Annotated in this window: 4 protein-coding genes; 1 reads left to right on the top strand and 3 read right to left on the bottom strand. The window is 57.5% G+C overall.

Annotated features, from left to right (window positions below; all coding sequences use genetic code 11):
• Positions 1–1,585, top strand: a 1,585-nt coding sequence (locus VGE80_RS24200) for a heavy metal translocating P-type ATPase (protein ID WP_440594436.1), incomplete at its 5' end; no start/stop codon positions are given.
• A 249-nt stretch (positions 1,586–1,834) separates the two neighbouring features.
• Here VGE80_RS24200 and nusB read toward each other — a convergent pair.
• From nusB to rho, 3 genes are all read right to left on the bottom strand, one after another.
• Positions 1,835–2,302 carry a transcription antitermination factor NusB gene (gene nusB, locus VGE80_RS24195; RefSeq protein ID WP_375314935.1) on the bottom strand — a complete coding sequence of 156 codons (468 nt, stop codon included), beginning with the start codon at positions 2,300–2,302 and terminating at the stop codon, positions 1,835–1,837.
• A 123-nt stretch (positions 2,303–2,425) separates the two neighbouring features.
• Entirely contained in the window at positions 2,426–2,905 is a 480-nt protein-coding gene (ribH, locus tag VGE80_RS24190) for a 6,7-dimethyl-8-ribityllumazine synthase (protein WP_440594435.1), read from the bottom strand.
• 233 nt (positions 2,906–3,138) lie between these two features.
• On the bottom strand, positions 3,139–4,683 hold the full coding sequence (rho, locus tag VGE80_RS24185; protein WP_440594434.1) for a transcription termination factor Rho: 1,545 nt from the start codon (positions 4,681–4,683) through the stop codon (positions 3,139–3,141).
• Positions 4,684–4,721 lie beyond the last annotated feature (38 nt).

The raw sequence follows: 4,721 nt of genomic DNA, 5'->3' as shown, positions 1-4,721 counted from the left end.
AATGGAATTGGACCTTCCCCTTGCCGAAGTCAGTATCCACGACCTGTTGAGAGTTCGGCCCGGAGAACGAGTCCCCGTTGACGGAAAGATTGTCCCGCCCAACACAGAAAACGCCCATCAAGCCATACCTGCCCCCTCAGCGGCGGCGGTCTCACCCGTTGCTGCAGAGGCGGTTCTCACAACCATCGATGAGTCAATGCTCACTGGGGAACCGACTCCGGCAGCAAAGCGGTTGGGCGATACCGTGGTCGGGGGGACGATGAACCAGACGGGTTCATTCCTGATGCAAGCCGAACGGGTCGGTCGATCCACGGTTCTCTCTCAAATCGTCGACATGGTGGCGAAAGCGCAGCGAAGCCGAGCTCCGGTGCAAAGCGTGGTCGACCGGGTCGCAGGCTGGTTTGTCCCGACCGTCGTCGTCGTCGCGCTGCTGACCTTCGCCGGATGGTTAGTTCTCGGCCCCGCACCGCGGTGGAACCACGCACTGACGAACGCCGTTGCCGTGCTGATTATCGCCTGCCCCTGTGCGCTGGGACTTGCCACCCCGATGGCGATTACGGTCGGAATGGGACGCGGGGCACGCGAAGGCATCCTGTTTCGAGACGCCGAATCGCTGGAGACGATGTCACGCATCCACCGCTTGTACATCGACAAAACCGGAACGTTGACGGAAGGCCGCCCCTCGGTCGCCGCTCTTTATCCGGCCCCCGGGATCTCAAACGACGAACTGTTGACCTTGGCCGCCTCGGTCGAGCAGTACAGTGAGCATCCCGTCGCTCATGCCATCATGCAGGCGGCAGAGCACGCCAATCTGAAACCGCTCCCGGTGACGGAGTTCCAGACGAACCCCGGATCCGGCGTCAGCGGAGTGGTCGACGGCAAGACAATTGAGGTTGGATCGACAGGAATTTCTGCGCCCCGACGCACGGCCATGATGACTTCACAAGTGACTGCTGACGGAAAAGTCCTGGGCGAAATCGACTTTACGGACGCGGTTCGACAGTCGGCACGGCAGGGGATTGACGATCTGCGTTCCCGCAACGTCGACACTCACATCCTGACAGGTGACCATCCCGATGTCGCGGCGATGATCGCGGACGGATTGGGAATTCCTCGATCCGGAACATTCGCCAACCTGAAGCCGCAGGAAAAGCTGTCGCTGATCGAACAAGCCAGAAAAGAGGGGCTTTGTGTCGCGATGGCGGGGGACGGAATCAACGATGCCCCTGCACTGGCTGCCGCCAATGTCGGCGTCTCGCTTGGCACAGGAACCGATATCGCCAAACAATCCGCCAGTGTGATCCTCGTCAATCCCGACCTGCGAGGAATCGCGAAAGCCGTTGAGCTGGGACGCCACGTCTCGGCCAACATCCGGCAGAACCTGATCTTTGCCTTTGCCTACAATGCTCTGGGAATCCCGGTCGCTGCGGGAGTGCTTTACCCCCTCTGGGGAATCACATTGAATCCCATGTTCGCAGCGGCGGCGATGAGCCTCAGTTCCTTCTCGGTGATTGTCAACGCGCTGCGGCTACGAAGCGTTCGCCTTGATTCCCCGGGAAGCGACCACTCCGCTTCCCGCCACTAATCCATAACGCCCGTAGATCATGCCAGGCATTCAGGACGCCATCGAAGTGACACACTACTCTGAAAGCACCGGTGACGTGGGATTGACGATCAATGGCATGTGACACGGCAAGAGATTTCCCACCCAGTTCCGCACTGGAAGTCGGTTTCTTTCACAGTGAGCAAAGGAAATCGAGACCCGCGATCGAGCGGCACGCCACTCAGTCGAAGCGTGCCGCGATTTCAGCCTGAGATGTCAGGAACGAACAGATCAGACATTTCCTGAACCGAGCGATTCCGAACGGGATTCGGGGTTCGCGGGCACAGACTTTCGCTTCGATTCGGGGACGAGTTTATCGAGGATCCCGTTCACGAACGAGGCCGACTGCGCCGACCCAAAACTCTTGGCCAGTTCGAGCGCTTCGTCAATCACCACGGGATGGGGGGTGTCCGTATAGAGCAGTTCGAAGGCTCCCAGACGGATCGCGTTTCGATCCGTGGGCGGCATTCGGCTCAGCTTCCAGTTGGCAGCGACAGACTCAATTTTCTTGTCGATGGCTTTGAGTGACTCAACCGTCCCTGCAAAGAGACTCCAGGCAAAACGGCACAATTGCTCATTATTGTCCAGCAATTCCTGAATCTGATCGCGGATCATTCCGGCAGAAACGTCAGGATTCAGATCCTTCTGAAACAGCATTTGCAGAACGACTTCTCGGGCTTGATGACGGCGGGATGACATACGGATGCTCAAAGGGGTGCAAATGCGGGCTCAGCGAAACAGGGGTCCCATTATAGTGGACCGTCGCTGTCCGGCTGGAACTCTTTTCTTGAAATTAGGGTTTAGCAGGTCGATTCGAGAAATCTACAACCCCTGCGATTTCATCTGTGACAGCAAGTTCATCATTTCGATCGCGGCGAGCGAGGCTTCAATCCCCTTGTTGCCCGCCTTACCGCCCGCCCGATCCAGCGCTTGTTCCATCGACTGGCAGGTCAGAACGCCAAACGTAACGGGAACCCCGCTCGACAGCGAGGCCTGCATGATGGCCGACGCCATCGGGTGGTTAATGTATTCGTGGTGAGTCGTTTCCCCCTGGATGACGGCCCCCAGGCAGACGACCGCCGCAAACTGACCACTTTCTGCCAGCCGCTTTGCGGGCAACGGAATTTCGAATGAGCCCGGGACTCGGACCACCGTAATCTGGTCATCCGACAGACCGTGCCTTCGAAACGTATCGAGTGCACCCGACAACAGACGATCTGTTACCAGATCGTTGAAACGAGAAACAACGATTGCCACGCGGACGGAAGCCGCAAGCAGATTTCCTTCCAGAACAGACGGCATTCAATACTTTCAGAAGAAGAAAGACAGCTGACGAACTTGATCAACTCGACTTTTTACAGGATCACGTTCGTCACACGTGGTCAGCTTTCGGGTTTCGGCACCGTGGTTTCGGCACCGTGGTTTCAACTGGGGGCCTCAACGGGCGGGCTTTGCCGGGAGTGCCGCAGCCTGTCAACCGAAACCGGCGGTCGCTTGCTGCGGGACTTGCCCCGGTTTCGGGACGCTCTCGGCGCCTAGTTCAGGTTCATTGTCATCAGGAATTCATCGTTGGACTTGGTCCTGCGCATCCGGCTGGTCAGCAGTTCCATCGCTTCGACCGGATTCATGTCATTCAGAATTCGCCTGAGCAGCCAGACACGGCGCAGCTCTTCTTCCGACATCAGCAACTCTTCGCGACGCGTTCCTGACCGATTGACATCGATGGCAGGCCAGACTCGCTTCTCGACCATACGGCGGTCGAGATGAAGCTCTGTATTCCCTGTCCCTTTGAACTCTTCGAAGATCACATCATCCATCTTGCTCCCCGTGTCGACCAGAGCCGTGGCGACGATGGTGAGGCTACCCCCTTCTTCGACATTACGAGCCGCCCCGAAGAATCGCTTGGGATGCTGCAAGGCGTTCGCGTCGACCCCCCCGGTCAGGATCTTGCCCGAGTGTGGACATTCCGTGTTCCAGGCGCGCGCCAGTCGCGTGATCGAATCGAGGAAGATCACGACGTGCTGACCGTACTCGACCATCCGTTTGGCCTTCTCGATCACCATCTCGGACACTTGGATATGTCGGCTGGGAGGCTCATCAAAAGTACTGCTGATGACTTCGCAGTTCTTGCCTTTGACCTGCCGCTCCATGTCGGTCACTTCTTCAGGACGCTCGTCGATCAGCAGTACGATCACGTAGACGTCCGGATCGGAGCTCAGTACGGCTTTCGCCATTTTCTGAAGCAGGATGGTCTTACCCGCTTTCGGCGGGGAAACGATCAGTCCTCGCTGTCCCATACCGATCGGCGAAATCATGTCGACCACGCGGGTGCTGAGTTCATTGGGATCGCTGCACAGCTTGAGTCGCCGCGTGGGGTGAAGCGGAGTCAGGTCGTCAAAGAAGACCTTTTCCGTAAGGAGGTTCGGGTCCTCATTATTAATGGCTTCGACACGCAGCAGGGCGAAGTATCGCTCATTCTCTTTCGGTGGGCGGATCTGCCCGGCGACCATCGCACCGTTACGAAGTCCGAATCGACGAATCTGGCTGGGCGATACATAGATGTCGTCAGGACAAGGCAGATAGTGATAATCGGCCGCTCGCAGGAAGCCGAAACCGTCTGGCAGGATCTCCAGCGTCCCCTCGCCGAACATCAGGCCATTCATCTTCGTCCGCTCTTTGAGGATCTTGAAGATGAGGTCCTGTTTCTTGAGTCCCGTATATTCTGAAATATTTTCGCGTTTCGCGAGAACAATCAGGTCTTTCATCGTCAGACGCTGAAGTTCTGCAATATGAATATCAGACGAGCCCCGTTTGATCTCTTCATAACGCTCGTCCGCCACGAAGTGGTTCGCGTCATCATCCTCTTCCACATCGACAATTTTTGCTGGTGCCGCCGGAGCAGCAGGAGGTGACTCGCGCGGTTCACGCTGCAGAGCCGGCTCGCGAGAGACAGCCTCTCGTGAAATGGGCGTGTCGCGTCCCAGCGATGCCGACAACGGTCCCTCAGCAGGGACATCCCAACCGGCAGCAGGTGTTGCAGGAGTAGTACGAGGATACGAGGGGCGGGGTTTCATAGTCATTTTCGTTTTTGGAAACTAATTCGCAGCGGGATGTGAAC

This window comes from Schlesneria sp., from assembly GCF_036405755.1.
GTDB classification, from domain to species: Bacteria; Planctomycetota; Planctomycetia; order Planctomycetales; family Planctomycetaceae; genus Schlesneria; species Schlesneria sphaerica.
This window is presented reverse-complemented; position numbering and strand designations above follow the sequence as displayed.

What these genes read in the sequence shown, in the direction of transcription:
- nusB (WP_375314935.1), bottom strand. Translation starts at nt 2,302, where the DNA reads ATGTCATCCCGCCGTCATCAAGCCCGAGAAGTCGTTCTGCAAATGCTG.
- ribH (WP_440594435.1), bottom strand. Translation starts at nt 2,905, where the DNA reads ATGCCGTCTGTTCTGGAAGGAAATCTGCTTGCGGCTTCCGTCCGCGTG.
- rho (WP_440594434.1), bottom strand. Translation starts at nt 4,683, where the DNA reads ATGACTATGAAACCCCGCCCCTCGTATCCTCGTACTACTCCTGCAACA.